The organism is Kitasatospora nipponensis (genome assembly GCF_039528135.1).
Classification (GTDB): domain Bacteria; phylum Actinomycetota; class Actinomycetes; order Streptomycetales; family Streptomycetaceae; genus Kitasatospora; species Kitasatospora nipponensis.
This window is the reverse complement of the sequence record NZ_BAAALF010000007.1, coordinates 45,390-67,275: the sequence shown is the minus strand read 5'-3', so window position 1 is coordinate 67,275 and position 21,886 is coordinate 45,390. Positions and strand designations below refer to the sequence as shown.

The following is a 21,886-nucleotide window of genomic DNA, read 5'->3' as shown; positions in this document are numbered from 1 at the left end:
CGCCCGGGGGTACGCGGGCGGTCAACGGGCGGTCGGTGGGCGGTCGGTGGTGGGCCGATCGGCGCACTCGGTCCGCACGCCCGTGCGGGGGTCGGTCAGAAGGCGTAGAAGATGCGGTCCGCGTGGCGGGCCATCAGCTCGGCGTTCCAGTCGGTGCCGCCGTCCACGTTGCCCGAGCGCAGCAGCGGCGGGGCCTCGCCCTCGCCGGCCAGCGACCGCTCGGCGAGGCGGCCGACCGCCGAGGCCACCACGGCCTGCATCAGCGCGCTGGTCACGATGGTGGAGACCGAGCCGAAGCCGGTCTGCGCGCCGGGGTGGCTGAGCTCGGCGTCGCCCACCGCGATCTTGCTGTCCAGCACCACGTCGCAGTGGTCCTTGAGGTAGCTGCCCGAGGGGTGCTGCGAGCCGACCTTGTCGGGGTACGCCAGCGAGGTCACGCCCACCACGTGCAACCCCCGCGCGCGGGCGTGCGCGGCCAGCTCGACCGGCATCACCTGGCGCCCCGAGAGCGAGATCACGAAGAGCAGGTCGCCGCTGGTGGCGGGGGTCAGGTCGAGGGTGGCGGTGGCCAGGCCCGAGACCCGCTCCAGGGCACTGCCCAGCGGCGCGGGCATCACGTTGACGCCGGTCATCCCGGGGACGTTCAGCAGGTTGAGGACGGCCAGACCGCCGGCCCGGTAGACCACGTCCTGGGCGGCCAGCGAGGAGTGGCCGGCGCCGAAGGTGAAGATCCGGCGGCCCTCGGCGACGGCGTCGGCCAGCAGCCGCGCGGCCCGCTCGATGTTCTCGCCCTCTTCGGTGCGGATCCGCTGCAGGTGGGCCACCGCGGCCTCGAAGTACTGTCCGACCAGGTCGTTCATGGAGATCTTCCCTACCCGCCAGTGGAGAAAGCTACGGCGAGCACCGTGCTGCCTCGACGCCCCCACTGTCAACAGGGACGAAACCGCGCGGGAAGCGGGTCGGGGCGGAGTCGGTTATCAGTGCGGTGCGTCAGAATTGGCGTTGAGCACACCGAGGAACGGAGCCGGCGGCGATGTCTGGGCTGATCGATACGACTGAGATGTACCTTCGCACCATTCTGGAACTGGAGGAAGAGGGCATCGTGCCCATGCGGGCCCGGATCGCGGAGCGGCTGGAGCAGAGCGGCCCCACCGTGAGCCAGACGGTGGGGCGCATGGAGCGCGACGGGTTGCTGCAGGTGGCCGGCGACCGGCATCTCGAGCTCACCGAGGACGGCCGCCGGCTGGCCGTGCGGGTGATGCGCAAGCACCGGATCGCCGAGTGCCTGCTGGTGGACGTGATCGGTCTGGAGTGGGAGGAGGTGCACGAGGAGGCGTGCCGCTGGGAGCACGTGATGAGCGAGACGGTGGAGCGCAAGGTGCTCGCCATGCTCGGCCACCCGACCCAGTCCCCCTACGGCAACCCGATCCCGGGCCTGGACGAGCTCGGCGACACCAAGGCCGAGGGCGAGGGCTTCGACGCTGCCCTGCTCACCCTGGACGCGGTGCGCCTGGGCGAGGACGGCGCCAGCGTGGTGGTGCGCCGGATCGGCGAGCCGATCCAGACCGACGAGGTCCTGATGCGCACGCTGCGCCGGGCCGGCATCCGGCCGGGGGCGACCGTGCGGGTGGCGGCCGCGGTGGGCGGCGTGCTGGTCGGCAACGGCGAGGACGCGGCCGAGCTGGGCAAGGACATCGCGGCGCACGTCTTCGTCGCGCACAGCTGAGTCGCCGGGCGGTCGCGCCGGCGGGGGAGTGCACAGGGCGGCGGCACAGCGCCGAGGAGCCGGGCCCGGCGGTTTCCCTCCCCGGTTCCCTCCCTGTTCCCCACCCCGGGGGTCCCCGCACCCCCGCCGTCCCCTCCGCGCCACGCCCGGCTTCCCCGTCCCGGCGTCCCCTCCGGCGCCCCCCGTCGGCCCCCCCGACCCCCCGCTGTTCCCCCCGCTTTCCCCCCGGTCACCGATCGATCGCTGCCCCTTTCCTGTCGTTTTGTGCCGTCCCCTCTCGCAGCAATTCATCCCCTCGGCAGATCACCGCAATCCTTGAGCGCTGTCACTCGTCCGAGCGGCTTGCGCCCCTGGTCACCGGGTAGGCAGGTGTGTTGGCCCGGCGGCCGCGCGCGGGCACGCCGACAGCGGGCCCGCGGCGCGGACCCGCTGTGGGGGCAGACGAACTGACGGCGCCTCAGCGCACCGCCGCGGAGCCGGCGGGGGCGGCGGTGGGCCGGGCGGTGCGGCCGGCGGGCGCCTCCCGGCCGCAGGCGTAGGCGAGCGGCTGGATCAGCTCGGCGGCGTCGGGCAGCCAGCGGTTGAGCGCCGACGGCGGCCGGGCCCACTGGGCGAAGCTGTACGGGCCGACCCGGGAGGGCGGCGCGATGATCCAGTCGCCCTCGCCGCGCGCCACCAGGTCGAGCCGGCCCGGACCCCAGCCGAGCCGGCGCAGCGTCTGCGACAGCTTGGCCAGGACGCCGGGCAGCACCAGGAAGAGCAGCCGGCGCCCGGGCTGTCCGGGGGCGGGCGGCGCGGCCAGCACCGGCCCCAGCTGGAGCTCCATCCGCTCCATCCGCGCCAGCGCCAGGCAGCCCGCCGTCTCCGGCACGTCCAGGACGTCGAAGGAGCGCCCGGTCGGCAGCAGGATCGAGGCCCGCGGGTTCTCGTTCCACCAGTGCCGCACCACCCCCGGGCCGGCGCTGGCCAGGCGCTGCCAGTCCTGGCTGGTGGGGTGCGCGCCGGGCAGCGGGCAGTGCGGGTCGCCGCACGAGCAGCGGATCGGTCCGTCGCCCTCGATCAGGTGACTGCCGGGCACGACCTCCCAGTGCCGTTCCTCCGCGTAGCGCACCGCCTCGATCAGCAGGGGGGGAATCGGCTGGCCGTCACTGCCCGCTTGGGGGCCTCCTGGGGTCTGTTCCACGTGCTGCTCAACTACCGGCCCAGGAGCGGGTTACGGGCGGGCCCGGGGAGGGTGGCCGGGAGCGCGGAATGTCACTCGAACCGGTGAGTGCCCTCCGGCCGGTGGTCCCCGTGGGTGGTGCAGGCGGCGCGGCCGGGCCGGGGTGGCGCGAGCCGGCGGCGGGCGTGGCGTCCGCGGGGCGTCGAGACGGCGCCGGCCTGGCGTTCGCCGGACGGCGGTGGGGCGGGCGCAGTGGGGGCGCACGGGAGCATTTTTGAGGGCGCGCACGCTGAACAGGTCGTCCTGATGGGTATCCCGATGGTGTCGTTGATCGCTAACCTGGCCTCAAGTTCCTTCACTGGCCGGGTAGTCGGCGCGCCGTCCAGCTCTGAGCGGAGCGGCGAACCGGCACCAGAGCAGCAGAATCGACGCCCGCCGGCCACAACCGGGAGGGCGCTGGGGAGGCGAAGCCCATGGCCGCGAGACCACTCGTCGCACGACAGCCCAACGAGCGTCTGCAGTCGCTGATCCAGGAGGCGAGCTGCTCCAATGCGGGTCTCGCCCGCCGGGTCAACCTCTGCGGCGCCGAGCACGGGCTCGATCTGCGCTACGACAAGACGTCCGTCGCTCGCTGGCTGCGGGGCCAGCAACCGCGCGGCCAGGCGCCGGCGGTGATCGCCGAGGCGCTGGGGCGCAAGCTCGGCCGGGGTGTCACCGTCGACGAGATCGGCATGGCCGACGGCAAGAACCTCACCTCCGGCGTCGGGCTGCAGTTCGCCGCCACCCTCAGCGGCGCGCTGGAGCAGGTCTGCGAGCTGTGGCGCAGCGACGTCAGCCGCCGGGACTTCCTCAACGGCGCCTCGGTGGCCGCCTCCGCGCTGGTGGAGCCCAGCCGCGACTGGCTGATCACCCCGCCCGACCCGGTGGTGGCGCGCAGCGGCGGCCCGCGGGTGGGCCTCTCGGACGTGGCCGCGATCCGGGCCACCACCGAGATGCTGGTCGACCTCGACCACCGGTTCGGCAGCGGGCACGTGCGGCCGGTGGTGGTGCACTACCTGAACAGCGTGGTCTCCGGCCTGCTGAGTGGTGGCTACCGCGAGGAGACCGGCCGTCAGCTCTTCGCGGCGGTGGCCCGGCTGACCGAGCTGGCCGGGTACATGGCGGTGGACACCGGACAGCCGGGCCTGGCCCAGCGCTACTACATCCAGGCCCTGCGCCTGGCCCAGGCCGCCGACGACCGCGGCTACGGCGGCTACGTGCTGGCCGCCTCGATGAGCCACCTGGCCGCCACCCTGGGCAACCCCCGGGAGATCGCCCAACTCGCCCGCGCGGCCCAGGAGGGCGCCCGTTCGGTGGCCACCCCCACCGCGATGGCGATGTTCTACGCGGCCGAGGCGCGCGGCCACGCGCTGCTGGGCGACGCCCGCTCCTGCGAGCTGGTGGCCGCCCGGGCCGTGGAGGCGATGGGCCGGCGCAAGCCGCAGGACGACCCGGACTGGATCGCGCACTTCGACGAGGCGTATCTGGCCGACGAGTTGGCGCACTGCTACCGGGACCTGGAGCAGGCCAAGCAGGCCGAGCGGCAGGCCAGGATCGCGCTCGAACTGCACCCGCCGACCCGGGTGCGGCGGCGCGCGGTGGACCTGGTGCTGCTGGCCACCGCGCAGTTGCAGCAGCGTGACGTCGAACGGGCCTGCGAGACCGGGGCGCAGGCGATGCGGCTGCTGAACGGCCTGCGCTCCAACCGCGGGGTGGAGTACCTGGACGACTTCCGGCGCCGGCTCGAGCCCTTCCGGGAGTACCGGGTGGTGCGCGAGTTCCAGCAGCGCGCGGAGGTGGAGGCGGCATGACGGAGCGTCGGCACCGGACCGCGGGCGGGCGGCGGTCCGGTGCCGACGCTCCGCGCGCGGGCGGTGCGCGTCCGGTGACCGCGGCCGTGCGCCCGGGTGGGTGCCGCGGGCCGGCCCCGGGGGGCGGCGGCCCGGTCGGTGGCGGGCTCGGGCGGTGTGGCCGGGAACACCTGCCCGCGTAGTCACCCGTATCGGTGAACCGGTAGCGTGGGCCGAACGTTCCGAGGAACCCAGCAGAAGTGGTCCGCCGTCAGCGAGCGCGCGGAAGAACCGAGGAAGGCCCGGGTGCTCAGACCGGAGAGACAGGGCGGGTGGTCCGGCCGACGGACCATCCCGACGCGTCCTGCTGTCCCGGTGCGCCCGCAGCCGTGCACAGGTGAGGATTCGCGTTGAGCCAACGCCGCTCGTACCCCAACTCCGGTGACTTCAATCTGGACGACCTGTTCCGGCCGGAGCCCGCTCCAGCCGAGCAGCAGCACCCCGCCGGCCCCGGCCCGGCCGCACCGCCCGCCGCCGGCCAGGAGTACCCCGCGGGGCCCGCCGCGGGCGCGCCCTGGGGTGAGCAGGGCGCCGGCTACCCGCAGCAGGGCCCGCCCGCCGCCCCCGCGCCGGACACCCAGTACCTGCCGCCGTACCCGACCAGTGACCCCGGCGCGGCCCAGGGCGCCGGTGCGCCGGGCTTCCCGGGCCAGCAGCAGCCGTCGTACGGCGGCCAGCAGTCCTTCGGCGGGCAGACCTTCGGTGGCCAGCAGTCCTTCGCCGGGCAGCAGCAGCCGGGCCAGCAGCAGCCGTCGTACGGCGGCCAGCAGTCCTTCGAGAGCCAGCAGTCCTTCGACGGGCAGCCGGCCTACGGCGGGCAGACCTTTGGCGGCCAGCAGTCCTACGCCCCGGCCGGCGGCGGGTACCCGGGCGGGCCGTACGGCGGCCAGGCCCAGGGCACCGAGCAGACCGCCATGCTGGGCCGGGCCACCGGCGCCGGCGCCGGCAGCGCGCGCCCCTCGCGCCGGCTGCTGATCGGCGGCGTGGTGGCGGCCTGCGCGGTGGGCGGCATCCTGGTGGGCGTGCTGCTCAGCGGGGGCGGCGGCGAGGCCAAGGCGAAGCACCCGGTGGCCAAGGGCAGTGAGAAGGCGAGCAGTAGCCCGGCCGGCTCGGCCGGCGCCTCCGCGGGGGCGCTGGGCCCGGACGCGATGGCCCAGGCGCAGGCGCTCTCCAACCTGCTGGGCACCGCCAACGCCAGCCGCCAGGCGGTGATCGGCGCGGTCGGCTCGATCCAGAAGTGCGACAAGCTCCCCGACGCGCAGACGGCGCTGACCCAGGCCTCGGCCCAGCGCAAGCAGCTGCTCACCAGCCTGGCCGCGCTCAAGGTGGACAAGCTGGGCACCGGGCAGCAGCTGGTGGACCAGCTCAACCAGGCCTGGCAGGCCTCGGCCAGCGCGGACGACGCGTACGCGGCCTGGGCCGGTGACGCGGTCCAGGGCTGCGACCCGGCCAAGCAGCAGGAGAACGCCCACCGGCAGGCCGGTGACCAGGCCAGCGGCTCCGCCAGCACGGCCAAGAAGCAGGCCTCGACGCTCTGGAACGGGATCGCCCAGCAGGCCGGGCTGCCCGCGCTCAGCGAGTCGCAGCTGTAGGGCGTTTTCAGCCGACCTGGCAGCTACGTCACACCGGCCCGGGGCCGGGCACCCCAGCGGGTGCCCGGCCCCGGGCCGGTGGTGTTCGCCCCCGGGCGGATTGGCGCGGGCGTCCGGTGCCTCGAACGCCCGCGCCCGCCGTCAGGAGCCGGCCGGCGGCTTCCCGCCGGTGAGCACCCAGCGCACGTCGACGAAGCCGGGCTGCTGCTCGCCCAGGCGCCCGTTCTGGACCTGCTGGAAGGTCACCGAGGTGTTGACCAGCCGGGGCGTCTGCGCGCTGGCCAGCATGTTGGTCAGGCCCCAGCTGAGCGGCGGGGTGGCCCCGCTGGTCTCGATCGGATCGCCGCTGTCCAGCACCGAGCGCAGCGCCTTGGCGTTCACCGGCTGGCCGGCCAGCCGCTGTACGGCCTGCTGCAGGACCTGGTAGGCGACCCAGGTGGTCTGCACGCCGGGGTCGGCGTCGTCGATCGTGGAGTCGGTGGCGGACCGGCCGCGGATGGTGGCCCGCAGCTGGTCCCAGACCTTCGAGGGCTCCGGCGGGTACCAGCCGGTCGCGTAGGCGCCGCCGAGCGGCCCGCCGTCGCCGCCGGTGGAGTCGACCACCGACTGCTGCACGCTGCCGATCACCGAGGCGACCCGGGTGTTGCGGTGGCTCTGCCGGCGGATCGAGTCGAGCAGGTTCAGGGTCGGCACCGGGCCGATCGCCGCGACCAGGCAGTTCTCCGGGCGGTCCTCGCCGATCGCCTGCCGCGCGGCGGCGGTGAAGTCGCTCGACTTCTCCTGCACCTTGATGTCGACCGGCTTGATGTTCGCCGTGCTGAGCGCGCCGGCCAGCTCGCCGACCAGGGTGTCGCCGGCCGGCGAGTCGGGGCGGATCAGCGCCACCGTGCGGCAGCCGGCCGCGATCACCTGCCGGCCGCTGCCGGCGATCAGCGCGGGCATGCCGCCGGCCACCGGGTAGGAGAGCGGGCTGCTGAACTCGGGCACGGACAGGCCGTAGCCGCCGAGGTAGGGGATGCCGGCCGCCTCCAGGGCGGGCATGAAGGCCTCGCCGTACTGGCTGTAGGAGCCGACCACCGCGATCGCGCCCGCCTTGACCGCCTGGTCGGCGCAGGCGATGGCGCCGTCGGCGGTGTTGTGCTCGTTGCAGGTCAGCACCTTGAGCTTGTGCCCGGCCACCCCGCCCTGGGCGTTGAGCTCGACCCCGAGGGCCTGCGCCAGCGTGGTCATGCCGGGCCGGTCGGCCGCGCCGGTGTCCGAGGGTGCCCAGGTCATCACCGTCAGCTCGGTGCGGTCGGTGGCCGCGTCGGCCGGGCCGCCGCAGGCCGAGGTGGCCAGGAGGAGGGGCAGCAGGGCCGCCGTGGCGGCGAGTGCGCCGCGACAGGACCGGCGGGGTCGTGGCCGGTCCGTTGTCAGGGCCCGTATCGGTGCGTCACTCATCTCGGCATTCCCTCCCTGGAACCTCGTCGGGACCAGCCAAGACCGGTGTTGGCACGATCAGAGGGCAGCTGGGTGAACGCGCGTCCAATCGCCGAGGAACACCCGGCGCGGACGCGTGTAGAACTCGCACAGAAAGGGAACGTACGATCCTTTCCCATGGCGGTCAGCACAGAATCTTCGGACAGGTCTGCTCGAAACTCTTCTCGTACGGGGCGCCGCTCCAGCACCATGGGCGGCATGCCGCTCAACGATCTGCCCTGGTGGCGCTGGCGCGCCCGGCTCCGCTCTGCGCTGCACATGCTCGCCGACCCGGTCTTCCAGCAGGAGTGCTGGGCCGCCGGTCGGGACGGCTACGGCGACGTCACCGACGCCGTCTACCGACTGGTGGAGGACAGCTGGCTGGACCGCTGGTCGGCCGAGAAGTACGTCGGCACGGTGGTGCGGGACGCCGCCGAGGCGGCCCTGGTGGACGCCGCGGTGCTGCGGGTGCTGCGGATCCTGCACGAGGTCGGCGCCGACGCCCCGGCCGCCGCGTACCTCGCGCACCCCGACTGGCCACAGGCGGTGCACGCGGCGCGCGAGGCGCACACGCTGCTCGCCGTCAACGACGGGGAGGACCCGCAGGCCCCGCCGCGCTCGCTCGAGGTGCTGCGCATCCTCACCCGGATCGGCTGACCGACTGCGGGCTGTGACAACCTTGGGGGATTGCCGTCCAGGGACAGTGAAGAGGACCCCAGCGTGGAGCAGCAGAGCATGGAGCAGCAGAGCGCAGTCGAACCGAGCCAGTACGTCCTGACCCTCTCCTGCCCGGACAAGCAGGGGATCGTCCACGCGGTCTCCAGCTACCTCTTCATGACCAACTGCAACATCATCGACAGCCAGCAGTTCGGGGACCGGGACAGCGACAGCGGGCTCTTCTTCATGCGGGTGCACTTCTCGGCCGAGGCACCGGTGAGCGTGGAGAGCCTGCGGGCCAGCTTCGCCGCGATCGGGACCTCGTTCGGCATGGAGTGGGCGCTCCACCCGTCCGCCGAGAAGATGCGGATCGTGCTGATGGTCAGCCGGTTCGGGCACTGCCTGAACGACCTGCTCTTCCGTGCCTCGATCGGCGCGCTGCCGGTGGAGATCGCCGCGGTGGTCTCCAACCACACCGACTTCGCCGAGCTCACCGCCTCGCACGGCATCCCCTTCGTGCACATCCCGGTCACCCGGGAGACCAAGGCGGACGCGGAGCGCCGGCTGCTCGACCTGGTGGAGGCCGAGGGGGTCGAACTCGTGGTGCTGGCCCGCTACATGCAGGTGCTCTCGGACGACCTCTGCAAGGCGCTCTCCGGCCGGGTGATCAACATCCACCACTCGTTCCTGCCGAGCTTCAAGGGCGCCAAGCCCTACCACCAGGCGCACGCCCGGGGCGTGAAGCTGATCGGCGCCACCGCGCACTACGTGACGGCCGACCTGGACGAGGGGCCGATCATCGAGCAGGAGGTCGCCCGGGTGCAGCACGACGTCACGCCGGACCAGCTGGTCGCGCTGGGCCGGGACGTGGAGTGCCAGGCGCTGGCCCGCGCGGTGAAGTGGCACAGCGAGCACCGGGTGCTGCTGAACGGCACCCGCACGGTGGTCTTCGCCTGAGCGGCTGTGCCCCTGAGCGCCTCGGCCCCTGAGTGCCTCGGCCCCTGAGCGGCTGAGCGGCTGAGCCCGTGACCCCGGCTTCCGGCGCGCGCGGTCAGGGCCGGGAGAGCAGCGGCACCGCCGCCAGCAGCTCGCGGATCGCCGCCCGGTCGCCGTACTCGCCCACCGGCAGCCGGTCGGGGCTGCGGTGCGCGGCCGCGAGCTGGCAGAACTCGACCCCGTCCATCACCAGCTCGGCCACCGGGTCGACCGGCCGCTGATCGGCCCCGCGGCCCGAGCCCGGGCCGGCCGCGCCCGGCGGCCCGTCCACCGCGCCGTCCAGGGGGATCAGCCACTCGCCGGCCGCGCTGCCCTCGATCACCAGCCGCAGCACCCGCGGCGCCCGTCGCCGGCCGGTGTCGCCCGCGTAGGCCGCCTGCCGCCGTCCGGCCAGCGCGGCGGGCAGCATCCGGGCCGCCAGGTCGACCATCTGCCGCAGGTGGGCCGGCGCGGGCGCGGCGTACGGGTAGTCGACCGCGCGGGCCACGTCCTCGCCGTGGATCCAGCACTCGAAGGCGCGGTCGACGAAGGCGTCCTGGAGCGGGACGGCGACCGGGCCGTAGTCCACGTCGGCGGCGCTGGTCGGCTCGACGGTCCGCAGCAGGTCCAGGCTCTGGCGGCGCCAGCGGGCGCGCACCGCCTCCGGCGGCCGGTCGGCGTACTGCTCGGCCAGCCGCTCACCGCGCGCCAGCAGACCGGCCCACGGCGCGGCCGCCGCCCCGTTCGCGCCGCGGTCGCCGCCGCCCGGGCCGTCGGCCTGCCGAGGCACCCGGGCCGGGGCCGGCTCGAGGGGGTCGGGCAGCCCGAGCGCGACGGCGAGCAGGCCGTCCACGGCCGCCAGGTGGCACAGCACCTCGGCCGGCCGCAGCCGCAGCACCCCGCCGTGCCAGGGCAGTTCGGCCACCTCCTGCCACTCGGCCCGGCCCAGGTCGCGCAGCAGCGCGTCCAGCTTGGCGGTCTCCGCCGCGTACGGCTGCGCCCAGGGGGCCAGCGGGCGCCGGGCGGCGCGCCGGGTCAGGCAGAAGTCCAGGACCTGCTGGCGCAGCCCGTCGGGCCGGTCCAGCGGGTCGTCGGCGGTGAGCCGGGCGGCGGCGCGGCGCAGCCGGTCGCCCTCCTCGGCGCACTCCCGGCAGCGGGCCAGGTGCCGTTCCAGCTCGGCGGCCTCCGCCGGCGGGCAGGCCCGCAGCGCCCAGGCGCCGAGCAGGCCGCGCAGGGTCTCGTGCGACGGCTCGTCCGCCGGTCCGCGCGCCGCGCCGTGCTCCGACCCGTCGACGGGTCCGTCCAGGCGTCCGTCCACGGGCTGGTCCACAGGCTCGTCCTCGGGTCCGATCTGCGGTCCGGTCATCCGCCGGCTCCACGGTCCGGGGCGTACTCCAGTTCGGAGGCCAGGAGTTGCAGGCCCAGCCGCAGCCGGTGGCGGGCGGCCTGCTCGCTGATGCCGAGCTGACGGGCCGTCTCCTGGTAGGTCCGGCGGTCGAACCAGGTGGTCTCCAGCGGCTCGCGCAGCGCGGGCGGCAGTGCGGCCACCACGAACTGCACCTGCGCGGCGGCGACCCGCTCCCGGATCTCGCGTGGGCTCAGTGCGGCCCGGCGCAGCCGCTCGACGGCGCCCCGGTGGGTGAGTTCGCCGACCCAGGACCGCAGCGAGCGCTCGGCGGGGTCGAACTCCTCGGGGTGCTCCCAGAGATGGCCGAAGACCTCGCGGGTGAGCTGCGCTGCGGCCTGCTCGTCGGCCAGGATCTGCCCGGCCAGCCCGTGCACCAACGGTGAGAGCCGGTCGTAGAGCTCGCCGAGGGCGCTCTCCTCGCCGCGGGCCAACCGCGACCGCATCTGCTGGTCCCAGTCCGGGGCGGTCATGGCACCACGGTATCCCCGGGGGCGTTTGGTTGGGGGCGATTCACCGGAAGATCAGGCAGTTCATCGGAAGAACGAGGGGGGTCGTTCGAATGCGGTTGGACACACGTCGCACGGGTGGTTCCGCCGCGTGGCCGCCGCTGGTCGGCGGGGCCGGAGCGGTAGGTTCGTGACGCCCGTACGAAGGCTGTTGCGATGCTCGGCAGGGCGAGCGGCACAGTATGCGGCGTGGTGTCCCCCGAATGCTGGAATATGCCGGAAGCGCTTGCTGGCCCGACCTCCCCGAATCATCCTGGGCCGTATTCGTGCCGATGTCATGGACAGTCCTCCCGGTAGCTCGTCATGCAGGTGGTGCAACGGTGCAGGTGCTTCAGGTACAGCTGGCGGTGGCCGCCGACCCGGCCGAGGTGGGTCGGGCCCGGCGATGGGTGCGGACCCGGTTGCTCGCCCTCGGGGCCGACGCCGACGCGCCGTTCGCCCAGACGCTGGTGTTGGTGGTCTCCGAGCTGGTGACCAACGCGGTGGTGCACACCGGTCGCCCGGCCGTGCTGCGGCTGAGCTGGCCGCAGGACCGGGCCCCGCTGCGGATCGAGGTGGCGGACGCCAGCGGCAGCGCGCCCGCGCCACGGCACGCGAACGGGGACGCCACCAACGGGCGCGGGCTCGAGCTGGTGGAGCTGCTCTGCGAGCGGTGGGGCTGGTACCCGGAGGGCTCGGGCAAGTCGGTCTGGTGCGAGATCGCCCGCGAGGAGCCGACCTGCGCGGGCCGTGACGCCGAGGTGCTCACGGCCTGAAGCCGCGGGCCCCGGCCCCCGGGTGGCCGAACCACGTCGTCGGTCCGGCCGAAAGACGGCGCAACCGTTCCGAATTTCGGACTGGCCATTGACGTGACGTATCCGGCTGATCACTCTTGGGTCAGCTCTCTTCGTCGCGAGGGGACGCCAAGGGACGCGCGGCCTGGGGGATCGGGGCCCTGGCCGATCGGCCGCCCGCTCCTTGGCGAGTGCGGAGGGTCGCAGCGCGGGTTTCAGGCCCCGCGCCGGCGGCCGCCCGGGTACGGGGTGCCCGGCGCGGCCGCTCGCTCACCCTGCCGCCCGGCCCGCCGCCGGCGCGTCAGCCGCTGACGGCCCGGAAGGTGCGCCGGTAGGCGCTCGGCGCCACGTCCAGGCGCCCGCGCAACTGCAGCCGCAGCGAGGCCGCGGTGCCGAACCCGGACTGCCGGGCCACCTGGTCGATGCTCAACTCGGTCCGCTCCAGCAGCTCCCGGGCCCGCGCGGTGCGCTGCACGGTGAGCCACTGGCCCGGGCTGCTGCCGGTCTCCTCGCGGAAGCGCCGGGTGAAGGTCCGCACGCTCATCTGCGCCCGCTCCGCCAGCTCCCGCAGCGTCAGCGGCCGGTCCAGGTGCTCCAGCGCCCAGGACCGGGCGGCCGGCGTGCTGCTGGCCGGCCCGGACGCCGCCGGCACGTGCAGCTCGACGTACTGCCGCTGCCCGCCCTCGCGCCAGGGCGGTACCAGGCAGGTGCGGGCCACCTGGTTGGCCACCGCGCTGCCGTGGTCGCGGCGCACCACGTGCAGGCACAGGTCCACCCCGGCGGCCACCCCGCCGGAGGTGAGCAGGTCGCCGTCGTCGGTGTAGAGCACGTCCGGGTCGAGCCGCACGCGGGGGAAGAGCTCGGCGAAGCGCTCGGTGTAGGCCCAGTGCGTGGTGGCGGGTCGGCCGTCCAGCAGGCCGGCGGCGGCCAGCACGAAGGCGCCGGTGCAGATCGAGAGCACCCGGGTGCCGGGCCTGATCCGGGCCAGCGCCGCGGCCAGTTCCGGGTCCAGCTCGCCGTCCAGGTAGCGCGGCCCCAGGTCCCGGGCGGCCGGCACCACCACGGTGTCGGCGTGCTCCAGCAGGTCGGGTCCGTGGTCCACCGCGATCCGGAAGTCGCTGCTGGTGGCCGCGGGGCGGCCGTCCAGGGTGCAGGTGGCGACCCGGTAGAGCGCCTCGCCGCCCGGGCCGCGGGCCGACTCGAAGATCCGTGAGGGGATGCCCAGTTCGAAGGCGATCACCCGGTCGAGGGCCAGCACCGCGACCAGGTGCGGCGCGGCCGGGGTGGTCGGGGCGGTCGGCGGCGCGGTGGCGGCGTGGTCCGCCGGGACTTCCTGGGGAGCCGTCATGACCACATTGTGACCCGTAAACCGCTGGAAAACCCCAGTGGTCTATACCAGATTGCTCCCTGTGAACGACCACGCCGTGCTCCCGCGCACCGTCCACCCCACCGGCCCCGCCATCTGGTCCACCTCGTTCCGGCTCTACTTCACCGCCCGCAGCTCCGGCCTGCTGGGGGACGCCATGCTCCCGGTCGCCGTCTCGGCCGGACTGATCGGCTCCGGACACGGCGTCAGCACCGTCGGCTACGCGCTGGCCTGGTGGCTGGGCCCGTTCGCCGGGCTGATCCTCTTCGGCGGGGTGCTCGCCGACCGCTTCACCGCCCGCCGGATGATGATCGGCGCCGACCTCACCAACCTGGTCACCCGGATCCTGCTCGCGGTGCTCTTCTTCCGCGGCATCGACCAGACCTGGCAGCTCTACGCCCTGCTCGCGCTGGCCGGCGCCGCCGGCGCGATGTTCCAGCCGGGCGCGGCCAGCACCGTCCCGCTGGTGGCCCGCGACGTCCAGGGTGCCAACGGGGTGCTGCGCACGGCCGAGGCGATCACCGCGCTGGCCGGTCCCGCGCTGGCCGGCGCGCTGGTCGGCGCCGCGGCCTCCGGCTGGGTGATGGTGATCGCCGCCGTCACCTTCGGGATCAGCGCGGTGTGCCTGCTGACCCTGCGGCTGGGCCCGGTGCCGGCCCCGCCGCCGGGTGACAGCTTCTGGCGCAACCTCGCCGAGGGCTGGCACGAGTTCCGCTCCCGCGGCTGGATGTGGGGCGTGATCCTGATCTGGATGGTCTACAGCGTGCTCGCCACCGGGCCGGTGATCCCGCTGGCGGCCGGCGTGCTGGTGCCGGCGCACGGCTCGGCCCTCTACGGGCTGCTCAACGCGGTGTACGGGGTGGGGACCGTGGCCGGCGGCCTGCTGGCGATCCGCTTCAAGCCGGGCCGCCCGCTGGCCGCCGGCAGCCTGGCGATGCTGGTCGTGCCGCTCCAGCCGCTGGGCATCGCGCTGGGCCTGCCGGTACCGGCGCTGGCCGGCTGCCTGCTGATCGCCGGGGCCGGCTACACCTTCTGGGGCGTCATGTGGGCCACCAGCGTGCAGACCCAGGTGCCCGGCGCGGTGCTCAACCGGATCCACGCCTACGAGGTGGCCGGCTCGGTCTGCATGGTCCCGCTGGGCAGCGCGCTGGCCGGGCCGGCCGCCGCGGCCTACGGCGCGCGCCCGGTGCTGGCCTTCGGCGCGGTGGTCGGCCTCGGCGTGGTGGCGGCGCTGCTGCTCACCCCCTCGATCCGCGGGCTGCGCCGGGTGCCCGACCGCGCGGCCACTGGCCCGGTGGGCGCGGCCACTGGCCCGATCCTTGCGGAAGATGGCAGTCAGGCCACTCGTGTGGAGGACGAGCGGTCGCAAGACTCACCGGTGTGACCAAGCTGACCGATTCCGGCCCCGCCGCCACCCGCCCCGAGCAGGGCGCCCCCGCCCCCCGTCCCCCGCGCGTCCACTACGCCTGGATCGTGGCCGGCGTCTCGCTGCTGGTGCTGGTCGGCTCGGCCGGCTTCCGCTCGGCGCCCGGCCTGATGATGGACGCCTGGAACAGCCAGTTCGGTTGGTCGCACGCCCTGGTGGGCGGCGCGGTGTCGGTGAACCTGACCCTCTACGGGCTGACCGCGCCGTTCGCGGCCGCGCTGATGGACCGCTTCGGGGTGCGGCTGGTGACGGTCTGCGCGCTGCTGACCATCTCGGTCGGCTCGGGCCTGACCGTCCTGATGACCCGGCCCTGGCAGCTGGTGCTCTGCTGGGGCGTGCTGGTGGGCCTGGGCAGCGGCAGCATGGCCGGCGCCTTCGCCACCACCGTCAGCGGGCGCTGGTTCCACTCCCGGCAGGGCCTGGTCACCGGGGTGCTGACGGCGGCCGGCGCCACCGGCAACCTGATCTTCCTGCCGGTGCTCTCCTGGCTGGTGCAGTCCGAGGGCTGGAAGTCGGCCGTCATGGTGGTCTCGCTCTGCGCCACCGCGGTCTCCGTCCCGGTGCTGCTGCTGATGCGCGAGCGCCCGGCCGACCTGGGCCTGCGGCCGTACGGCGCCACCGAGGGCGACCCGCTGCCGCCGGCGGACAGCGGGCGGGCCGTCGCGCGGACCCTGCGGGTGCTGCGCTCGGCGGCCCGGACCCGGCCGTTCTGGCTGCTGGCCGGATCCTTCGCGATCTGCGGGGCGACCACGGTGGGCCTGGTCGGCACGCACTTCATCCCCGCCGCGCACGACCACGGCATGCCGGAGACCACCGCCGCGAGCCTGCTGGCGCTGATCGGCGTCTTCGACGTGGTCGGCACCATCGCCAGCGGCTGGTTCACCGACCGCTTCGACTCGCGCCGGCTGCTGGTCACCTACTACGCGCTGCGCGGGCTGTCGCTGCTCTTCCTGCCGCAGCTGCTGGCAGGTTCGGTCAAGCCGCCGGTGCTCGCCTTCGTGATCTTCTACGGGCTGGACTGGGTGGCCACCGTGCCGCCCACCATCGCGCTGTGCCGCCGGCACTTCGGGGCGGACGCGCCGATCGTCTTCGGCTGGGTGCTGGCCTGCCACCAGATCGGCGCCTCGGTGGTGGCCACCCTGGCGGGCCTGGCCCGCGACCACTTCGGCGACTACGACCTGGCCTGGTACGCGGCCGGCGGCCTGTGCGCGATCGCCGTGGTGCTCTGCCTGGCGCTGGGCAGGAGGGGACAAGCCCTCGCGCCCGCTCAGTAGGATCGCGATCATGACCCTGCGCTTCACCCTCGACCCCGAGCCGACCCCCGCGCTGTGCGCCGAGATCGTCGCGCTGTGGACGGACGCCAGCAACGCCGGCGGCGCGGTGGGCTTCGTGCCGCCGGTCACCGAGGAGGACGTGCTGCCCACCGCGCTCAAGCAGTTCGCCGGCCTGGCGGCGGACGACCCCGAGCGCGACCGGCTGCTGGTGGCGCGCGAGGGGGAGGGCGGCCGGCTGGTCGCGGTGCTCTTCTTCGAGAACATGCGCTTCGGGCTGATGGACCACTGGCGGCTGCTCAAGCGCGTGATGGTCGCGCCCGCCTGCCAGGGGCGCGGGTACGGCGTGCGGCTGCTGGCGGAGGCCGAGCGGATCGCCCGGACCTGGGGACTGTCCGGGCTGCGGCTCACCGCGCGCGGCGGGATGGGCCTGGAGGCCTTCTACGCCCGCTGCGGCTACCGCGAGGTGGGCCGGGTGCCCGGCGCGATCCGGGTGGCACCGGGCGACGACCGCGACGACATCACCTTCTGGCTGGAGCTGCGCTGAGGCCCGGCCCCGACCGGGGTCGGCGCGCCCGGCATGCTTCACTGGATGACCTGTCCCACCCGCTGGATCTGCCGTACCCGTGAAGAAGGAAGCCACCCCGTGAGCAGCAAGTCGCACGCCACGCTCCGTTACACCTCCCTGCGGGCCAGCATCTTCCTCGCCTGCCTGCTGGTCGCCACGCTGCTCGGACACTTCGGGATCATCCCGGTGGTCGGCGCCACGGGTGCGATCTTCCTGGTGCTGCTGGCCGGCCTGGTCTCGGCGCCGATCAGCTACGTGGTGCTCAGCCGGCAGCGGGACGAGATGTCCGAGCAGATCGTCGGCAAGGTCTCCGGGCTGCGCTCGCGCACCGCGCAGCGGATCGCGGCGCAGAACGCCGAGGAGGACGCGGCCGACGAGGCCGCGCGGGCCCAGTCGTAGGCCCGGCAGCGGACGGCGGCGACATGACCGGCAGCGACCCGGCGGGCCCCGGCCCCGGCGGCCCACCGCCGCGCCGGCCCACCGGCCGCGACGTGGCGCAGCTGGCCGGCGTCTCGCAGGCCACCGTCTCCCTGGTCTTCTCCGGCGCCGAGGCGGGCCACCGGGTCTCCGAGGGGACCCGGCAGCGGGTGCTCGAGGCCGCCCGCGGCCTGGGCTACCGCCCGCAGGCGGCCGGCCGGCAACTGCGCCTGGGCCGCAGCGGGATGGCCCTGCTCGCGGTGCCCAACCTGCAGGGCCCCTTCTTCGGCCGGGTGCTGGCCGGGGTGCACGAGGAGGCCGCGCGGCACGGTCTGGCGGTGGTGGTCAGCTCCGGCTGGAGCGCCGCCATGCTGGCGGAGGCGGCCACCACCAGCCGCTTCGACGGTCTGCTGATCTGCTCGCCGGACGACGGTCAGCTCGGCGAGCTGCCCTCCGGCACCCCCGCGGTCTTCCTGGACGCCGACCCGGCCGCGGCCGGCGGCGCCCCGACCGTCGAGCTGGACCTGGCCGGCGCGATGGCCGCGGTCGTCGCCCACCTGACGGCCCTGGGCCACCGGCGGCTGGGCCGGCTGCGCTCCACCCACAGCGCGTACACCTTCCGGGTCCGGCAGGCCGCCTTCGAGCGGGCCGCCCGCGGCCTGGAGGTGCTGGAGCTCGGGGTGAGCCTCAACCGCGGCGAGTCGGGCATCCGCGCGGCCGCCACCGAACTGCTCACCCGCCCGGACCGGCCGCACGCCGTGGTCTGCGACGACGACGTGGTGGCCTCGGGCCTCTACCAGGCCGCCGCCGACCTGGGCCTGCGCATCCCGGGCGACGTCTCGGTGGTCGGGATCGACAACATCGCGGTGGCCGCCCTGCTCACCCCACCGCTGACCACCGTCGACCTGCCGGGCGAGCGGCTGGGCCGGGCCGGGGTGGCCGCCCTGGCCGGCCTGCTGGGCGGCGAGCCCGTCGCGCCCGTCGAGCCGCTGGCCACCTCGCTGGTCGTCCGCTCCTCGACCGCACCGGCCTGACGATCCGTCCGTGTGACGATCCGTCAAGTCGGTGGTCCGTCCGTCGGCAGGTCGGAAAACCGTACCCGCACAGGGCCTAGTGGGTGATTATTCGCCCGTCCCATCCGCGTCGTCGCAGGTCGGACCGCGCGGTCGGATGAACTGCTCACCATGCGGACTCCCCTCGGAAGGCTCAAGCTGCCCCGGCCTCTGGCTGCGGCTCGATCCGGGCCTCGCCCCGGTCCCCGGCGCACGGCGGTTCGGCTCACCGCCGCGCTGTCCCTGCTGGCCGGCTCGCTCTTCGGCAGTGGTGTGCTGGCCTCTCCGGCGCAGGCGGCGGTCTCGTTCACCAAGACGGTGGACAAGGCCAGGGTGGCCCCGGGGGAGAACGTCACCTACACCCTCAGCTACACCTGTTCGATCACCGACTGCACCGGCGGGAAGATCACCGACCGGCTGCCACCCGGCATGCAGTTCGTCGGCTGGACCCCGGACTCGACCACGGTGGACGTGGCGGGCTCGACGGTGCCGGCCGCCGGCAGCGTCGGCGGTGAGCTGGACATCAAGCTGCACGACCTCACCCCCGGCACCACCGCCACCGTCAAGGTGGTGCTCAAGTTCCCCAACTTCAGCACCGCCAACGGCACCAGGACCACCAACACGGCGACCATGACGGCCGCCAACGAGGCCCCCCAGACCTCCAGCGCCGACACCACCGCCGTGGTGCAGCCGAGCTACAAGGTCACCAAGGGCGTGCAGACCTCCAGCCAGGACGGCCGGCTGGTCACCTACCAGTTCAGCGCCTGCTCCTCGAGCGGCGTGCCCAACGTCGACCTCGACTCCAGCCGGCTCCTCGACACCCTGGCGCCCGGCGCGGTGGTCGACACCAGCCGCTCGCCGGGCTGGACCCAGGTCGCCCCCGGGCCCAACACCTGGGGCTACGACATCGGCGCCTTCCGGGCCGGCAACGGCCAGGCCGGCTGCCGCAACCCGGGCGTGCTGGTGGTCTCCTACCCGGACCCCACCTTCCCCAGCGGCACCACCTCGAAGAACGACGTCACCCTGCTGGGCGACCCGCTGGGCGCCGACCGCGAGCGGGACCTGGACAACGCCAGCGCCGCCACCCCGACCTTCCGGCCGCCGATCACCGGCATCCAGGTCCAGGCGAGCAAGAACTGGGGCGCCACGGTCGCCTCCGGCGACATCAACTCCTTCAGCCTCTTCGCGACCAACCTGGCCGGCCCGGTCAGCAGCATGGTGCTCACCGACCCGGGCGCCGGGACCACCGCCGGGCTCTACGACTGGCTCGCCCCGCAGGCCATCCAGCTCGACGCCTGGAACCCGACCAGCATCGCGCTCACCCTGGAGTACCGGCTCAACGGTGACACCGGCTGGACGACCTTCACCCCCACCACGGCCTTCAACGGCGCCACCAACCGCCGGGTGACCTTCGCCACCGCCGCCGATCGGGCCAACGACGTGATCGGCGTCCCGGCCGGTCGCTGGCTGGCCGGCCTGCGCTTCAGCTGGAACGGCCCGATCCCCAGCGGCTGGAGCCCCGGCAACTCGGTGCAGGTGCTGGCCCAGGTGCTGGCCACCGGCCACTCCGGCGCCGCCGCCCCCACCCCGCTGCACAACTGCCTCGACGTGACCGCCACCAACGGGACCGACACCACCGCCGCGAACGCGTGCGCGGACACCACGGTCACCGCGGGCACCAACCTGGGCGCCGCCAAGACCACCGTCTCCGGCGCGGTGCTCGCCCCCGGGGCGACCGCCACCTTCCAGGTCACCCCCTACAACCGGAGCGGCTACCCGCTGGACCGGCCGCTGGTCCTGTTCGACCTGCTGCCCGCCGGCCTGGTCTACGTCGACGGCTCGGCCCGGCCCGACCCGGCCTACGCCGACGCCCGGGCCCCGCAGGAGATCACCGTGCTGCCCGGCCCGGACGGCCGCCAGCTGATCCGGATGACCTGGCCGGCCGGTGCCCCGGACATGACCTACCTGCACGACGCGCTCGCCTACCGGATGCTCTTCGAGGCCCAGGTCGCCGGCAGCGCCACGGCCGGCACCTTCGTCAACGACGTCTACGTCGGTGCCGACCGGCCCACCACCCCGGTGACCTGCAAGAGCTTCGGCGGGGACAGCGGGGTGCCGGACACCCGGGACGTCAACGGCAACGGCGACACCACCGAGACGCTCTGCCACGCCAGCGCGCAGGTCGAGGTGCAGGTGCCGGCCGTGCTGCGCTCGTACAAGGAGGTCAAGGGCGACCTCGACGCCGGCTACGGCGCCACCGGCACCGCCACCCCCGGCGGGGTGATCTCCTACCGGATGACGGTGCGCAACGACTCGCCGGACCCGGTCACCGACTTCACCGCCTACGACCGGCTGCCCACCCCCGGCGACGGCTACGTGCTGCGCCCCGCCACCGGGCGCGGCAGCGTCTGGGCGCCGTCGCTGACCCAGCCGATCACCAGCAGCGACCCGACCGTGGTGATCGAGTACACGACGGCCAAGGAGCCGTGCGTCGCCGCCGAGCTGCGCGACCCGGCCGCGAGCACCGGCTGCGATGCCACCGCGACCTGGAGCACGACCTTCCCCGGTCCGGGCCTGGCGACCTGGTTCCGGATCCACCGGCCCGGTTCGCTGGCCCCCGACGCGCAGTTCACGCTGACCTGGCCGATGACCGCCTCGGTGGACGCGGCCGACGGCGAGTACGCGTGGAACAGCTTCGCGTACACCGCCAAGGACGTGAACGGCGACCAGCTGCTGCCCGCCGAGCCGGCCAAGGTCGGGGTCGGGGTGCGCCAGCCCGTCCCGCCGAACAACGCGCTCGGGGACCTCGTCTGGAACGACCGGAACGGTGACGGGATCCAGCAGCCCGACGAGCCCGGGGTGCCGGGGGTGCGGGTCGCGCTGGTCGACGGTGCCGGGCAGCCGGTCCGCGACCGCCAGGGCAACCCGGTCACCACGGTCACCGACGCGCAGGGCCGCTACCTCTTCGACAAGCTGCCGGACGGCACCTACGCGGTCCGCTTCGACCTGACCACGCTGCCCAAGGAGGCCACCGTCACCCAGCGGGCGGCGGGCGACGACCGGGCGCTGGACTCGGACGCCGATCCGGCGACCGGGCTCACCCAGAGCGTGACGCTGCGCGGCGGGAGCAGGGACCTCGACCTGGACCTGGGCCTGGTGCTCTGCCCGACGCCGACCCCGACGCCGACTCCCACCCCGACGCCGAGCCCGACTCCCACGCCGTGCCCGACGCCGACCCCGCCGCCGTGCCCCACGCCGACGCCGACGCCGACTCCGACGACCTGGCCGACGCCGACTCCCACGCCCACCCCGACGACCTGGCCGACGCCGAGCCCGACGCACTCGCACACGCACCGGCCGACCCCGACCCCCAGCCCGACGCACTCCCACACGCACCCGCCCGTACCGACCCCGACCCCCACCGCGACCGGTAGCCCGCTGCCGGACACCGGGGCCGAGGTCCCCGGCCCGATGCTCGCCACCCTCGCGGGCATCCTGGTCCTCGGTGGCCTGATCCTGGCCGCCACCGCCTACACCCGCCGGGGCCGCCACAGCTGACCCCGCTGACGAACGGCCGGGGGCCAGCCGCCCGCGCACGGGGGACAGGCGCACACCGCCTGCGGGCCCCGGCCGTTCGTCG

The 21,886-nt window shown here is 74.6% G+C and carries 18 protein-coding genes; 12 read left to right on the top strand and 6 right to left on the bottom strand.

What is annotated here, in order from left to right:
* Positions 1–95 precede the first annotated feature (95 nt).
* Positions 96–866: a sugar isomerase domain-containing protein gene (locus ABD323_RS03940; RefSeq protein ID WP_344439250.1), complete on the bottom strand. Its 771-nt coding sequence runs from the start codon at positions 864–866 to the stop codon at positions 96–98.
* A gap of 167 nt (positions 867–1,033) precedes the next feature.
* On the opposite strand from ABD323_RS03940, the gene ABD323_RS03935 reads away from it, so the two are divergent.
* Positions 1,034–1,726 carry an iron-dependent transcriptional repressor DtxR gene (locus ABD323_RS03935; protein WP_344439164.1) on the top strand — a complete coding sequence of 231 codons (693 nt, stop codon included), beginning with the start codon at positions 1,034–1,036 and terminating at the stop codon, positions 1,724–1,726.
* Between the two features lie 457 nt (positions 1,727–2,183).
* Here the strand turns inward: ABD323_RS03935 and ABD323_RS03930 are convergent, their stop codons facing one another.
* Positions 2,184–2,909, bottom strand: a complete 726-nt coding sequence (locus tag ABD323_RS03930; protein WP_344439161.1) for a bifunctional DNA primase/polymerase — start codon at positions 2,907–2,909, stop codon at positions 2,184–2,186.
* A 452-nt stretch (positions 2,910–3,361) separates the two neighbouring features.
* Here ABD323_RS03930 and ABD323_RS03925 point away from each other — a divergent pair, with 452 nt between their 5' ends.
* Together ABD323_RS03925 and ABD323_RS03920 are read left to right on the top strand one after the other, a co-directional pair.
* Positions 3,362–4,738: an NsdA family TPR-like regulatory protein gene (locus ABD323_RS03925; protein WP_344439158.1), complete on the top strand. Its 1,377-nt coding sequence runs from the start codon at positions 3,362–3,364 to the stop codon at positions 4,736–4,738.
* A 389-nt stretch (positions 4,739–5,127) separates the two neighbouring features.
* Positions 5,128–6,369: a hypothetical protein gene (locus ABD323_RS03920; RefSeq protein WP_344439155.1), complete on the top strand. Its 1,242-nt coding sequence runs from the start codon at positions 5,128–5,130 to the stop codon at positions 6,367–6,369.
* A gap of 141 nt (positions 6,370–6,510) precedes the next feature.
* Here ABD323_RS03920 and ABD323_RS03915 read toward each other — a convergent pair whose 3' ends face one another.
* Positions 6,511–7,809 carry an ABC transporter substrate-binding protein gene (locus tag ABD323_RS03915; RefSeq protein ID WP_344439152.1) on the bottom strand — a complete coding sequence of 433 codons (1,299 nt, stop codon included), beginning with the start codon at positions 7,807–7,809 and terminating at the stop codon, positions 6,511–6,513.
* 156 nt (positions 7,810–7,965) lie between these two features.
* Here ABD323_RS03915 and ABD323_RS03910 point away from each other — a divergent pair, with 156 nt between their 5' ends.
* Together ABD323_RS03910 and purU are read left to right on the top strand one after the other, a co-directional pair.
* Positions 7,966–8,484 carry an SCO4402 family protein gene (locus ABD323_RS03910; RefSeq protein WP_344439149.1) on the top strand — a complete coding sequence of 173 codons (519 nt, stop codon included), beginning with the start codon at positions 7,966–7,968 and terminating at the stop codon, positions 8,482–8,484.
* Between the two features lie 78 nt (positions 8,485–8,562).
* Positions 8,563–9,441: a formyltetrahydrofolate deformylase gene (gene purU, locus ABD323_RS03905; protein WP_344439248.1), complete on the top strand. Its 879-nt coding sequence runs from the start codon at positions 8,563–8,565 to the stop codon at positions 9,439–9,441.
* Between the two features lie 94 nt (positions 9,442–9,535).
* Here purU and ABD323_RS03900 read toward each other — a convergent pair whose 3' ends face one another.
* Complete coding sequence (locus ABD323_RS03900) at positions 9,536–10,825, bottom strand: zf-HC2 domain-containing protein (protein WP_344439146.1); 1,290 nt, start codon at positions 10,823–10,825, stop codon at positions 9,536–9,538.
* Positions 10,822–11,337, bottom strand: coding sequence for a sigma-70 family RNA polymerase sigma factor (locus tag ABD323_RS03895; RefSeq protein WP_344439143.1), 516 nt, complete (start codon positions 11,335–11,337; stop codon positions 10,822–10,824). The genes ABD323_RS03900 and ABD323_RS03895 overlap by 4 nt, the downstream gene beginning before the upstream one ends.
* Before the next feature lie 356 nt (positions 11,338–11,693).
* Here ABD323_RS03895 and ABD323_RS03890 point away from each other — a divergent pair, with 356 nt between their 5' ends.
* Positions 11,694–12,128, top strand: coding sequence for an ATP-binding protein (locus ABD323_RS03890; protein ID WP_344439140.1), 435 nt, complete (start codon positions 11,694–11,696; stop codon positions 12,126–12,128).
* A 319-nt stretch (positions 12,129–12,447) separates the two neighbouring features.
* Here ABD323_RS03890 and ABD323_RS03885 read toward each other — a convergent pair whose 3' ends face one another.
* Complete coding sequence (locus tag ABD323_RS03885; RefSeq protein WP_344439137.1) at positions 12,448–13,494, bottom strand: GlxA family transcriptional regulator; 1,047 nt, start codon at positions 13,492–13,494, stop codon at positions 12,448–12,450.
* A 61-nt stretch (positions 13,495–13,555) separates the two neighbouring features.
* Between ABD323_RS03885 and ABD323_RS03880 the strand changes: the two genes are divergently transcribed.
* The 6 genes from ABD323_RS03880 to ABD323_RS03855 all read left to right on the top strand — a co-directional run bounded on the left by ABD323_RS03880 (position 13,556) and on the right by ABD323_RS03855 (position 21,804).
* A complete protein-coding gene (locus ABD323_RS03880; protein ID WP_344439134.1) occupies positions 13,556–14,896 on the top strand; it encodes an MFS transporter in 1,341 nt (446 codons plus the stop codon).
* Positions 14,893–16,212: an MFS transporter gene (locus ABD323_RS03875; protein ID WP_425555849.1), complete on the top strand. Its 1,320-nt coding sequence runs from the start codon at positions 14,893–14,895 to the stop codon at positions 16,210–16,212. Before ABD323_RS03880 ends, ABD323_RS03875 begins: the two co-directional genes overlap by 4 nt.
* A gap of 10 nt (positions 16,213–16,222) precedes the next feature.
* A complete protein-coding gene (locus ABD323_RS03870; RefSeq protein ID WP_344439131.1) occupies positions 16,223–16,756 on the top strand; it encodes a GNAT family N-acetyltransferase in 534 nt (177 codons plus the stop codon).
* Between the two features lie 99 nt (positions 16,757–16,855).
* Positions 16,856–17,176: a DUF4229 domain-containing protein gene (locus ABD323_RS03865; protein ID WP_344439128.1), complete on the top strand. Its 321-nt coding sequence runs from the start codon at positions 16,856–16,858 to the stop codon at positions 17,174–17,176.
* A gap of 23 nt (positions 17,177–17,199) precedes the next feature.
* Positions 17,200–18,228: a LacI family DNA-binding transcriptional regulator gene (locus ABD323_RS03860; RefSeq protein WP_344439125.1), complete on the top strand. Its 1,029-nt coding sequence runs from the start codon at positions 17,200–17,202 to the stop codon at positions 18,226–18,228.
* Positions 18,229–18,378: 150 nt separating this feature from the next.
* The gene (locus ABD323_RS03855; RefSeq protein WP_344439122.1) at positions 18,379–21,804 is read left to right on the top strand and encodes an SdrD B-like domain-containing protein; all 3,426 of its coding nucleotides are present in this window, start codon (positions 18,379–18,381) and stop codon (positions 21,802–21,804) included.
* Positions 21,805–21,886 lie beyond the last annotated feature (82 nt).